Origin of the sequence: Enterococcus sp. VV15 (genome assembly GCF_005236045.1) — a bacterium.
GTDB lineage: Bacteria > Bacillota > Bacilli > Lactobacillales > Enterococcaceae > Enterococcus_B > Enterococcus_B durans.
The window spans coordinates 1-1,628 of the sequence record NZ_QPTY01000086.1 but is presented as its reverse complement, the minus strand read 5'-3'; the positions used below and the strand labels follow the sequence as shown (position 1 = coordinate 1,628).

Sequence of the window (1,628 nt, the reverse complement as noted above, 5' to 3'; positions counted from 1 at the left end):
ATTAGATAAGTTCAATGAAGTAAGTAAAGGGAAAGTGCGAATTGCTGGATGGCTGGTACCAGATAAACCAGAAGGTGCAATCGGTAAATTTGCGTATATCTTAATTATGGAACATGGTACCACAAAAGAAATCACTCGTGTGGCTTCGCAAGGAATCAAACGACCTGACGTGAAGAAAAATTATGGTTACAAAGGTGGCGATACCCTAGGAATGGACGTCACAGTGGATCTAAGTTGGATGAAAAAAGGCACGAAAATTGATGTCATTTTCCGTCGTTGTAACCAAGCAAATGGTGAAGGCGCAGTGAATGATGTGCGGATTTCTGATATTTATTTGACACTATAAAAATAGCCCCTCAATGAGGGGCGGTACATAATTATATTCAGCTATAAAGATTTTTTGTGTTTATCCTTATATTTTCTGTGTTTTTTTATATTTTTCTTTGGAAATAATTGATCTATTGATTTTGAACTGCTAAATCCTAGTTGAAGTGCAAGTATCTCACTTGACGCAATAGTATTTATAGGGGCGTAAATTTTACTATAATTATATCCAGGGTTAACAGACTTCATCAATTGTTTCAATACACATAAAACTACTGCAATTCTATTTGTATATTTACTATTGGCTTTATCAAATTTATATAATATTTGTTTCCAATCATTATGTATGATTGGTGTAGTATGCAGTTTAATATCGATTATATTCGAATTATGCGCACAAACATTTCTAACAAATTTTAAACATTTCAACCATGAAATTAGTTCTGTAGGCGTGCATCCATAAAAATCAGCTAATCTTTTTTGATTATTATTTGACATTAAATCTACTAGATGAATTGCATCACCAAAGGTTAACACGTCGACCGCAAGCCAAATTGATGGGAACTTTTCAGGGTTTAAATTTATTGGCTTTGTTATTTCTGGATTTGAAGAATTTGAAATTTTAGATCTAAGTCTTTTTTTGAAATCTTTTTGTCTATCACTTAAATAGTATTTACAATATTCATCTCTGTTACACCAAGATGGAAATTTAAGATATTCAAAAGGTCCTAACCTACCTAAAACATAAGCTATATTAGTTTTAAATGAAACTTCTACTTCTTCAATACAATGAAGTAAATATACACGAAGATTTTTATCTTGGTAATATCTACTTACTACTTGATCAAAGTTTGTTCCTTCATAATTAATTTCACCATCTATTACACGGGACAAAGGTCTTGCTACTTCTTTAAACCTATAATAACCTAGTTGATTAAGCATTCTTTTTGCATTCTCAATATTAGTGACAGTCATGCCTCTTGATTTAAAAAGCTCGACTTGCTCACCATAAGAAAGAGGGATTGGAATTTTCATCAATTTCACACTCCTACATAATAAAAAACCCCCACCACAGAACGTATCTGCCCAAAAGGGAGTGAGGGTATCGGCATATTCAATAACATTATATCATAACTTTAGATAATGTACAGCGATTTAAAAAGAAATATGAACTATGCTCGCATAACCATATGCGCTTAACTTAAATCTTATGAGGCATATAAAATACCTCAACCAATCATTTTTGGCTGAGGTATTTTTTCGTTCTTCTGAAAAAATTAAGCAAATAATAGACTAAAAAATAA

1 protein-coding gene and 1 pseudogene are annotated in these 1,628 nt (G+C 31.9%); one reads left to right on the top strand and one right to left on the bottom strand.

From position 1 onward, the window contains the following. Positions 1-346 (top strand): annotated as a pseudogene (locus tag DVW83_RS14565) (N-acetylmuramoyl-L-alanine amidase); the annotation flags it as partial. Between the two features lie 41 nt (positions 347-387). Here DVW83_RS14565 and DVW83_RS14560 read toward each other — a convergent pair. After that, positions 388-1,359, bottom strand: coding sequence for an Abi family protein (locus DVW83_RS14560; protein WP_137239653.1), 972 nt, complete (start codon positions 1,357-1,359; stop codon positions 388-390). Between the last annotated feature and the right edge of the window lie 269 nt (positions 1,360-1,628).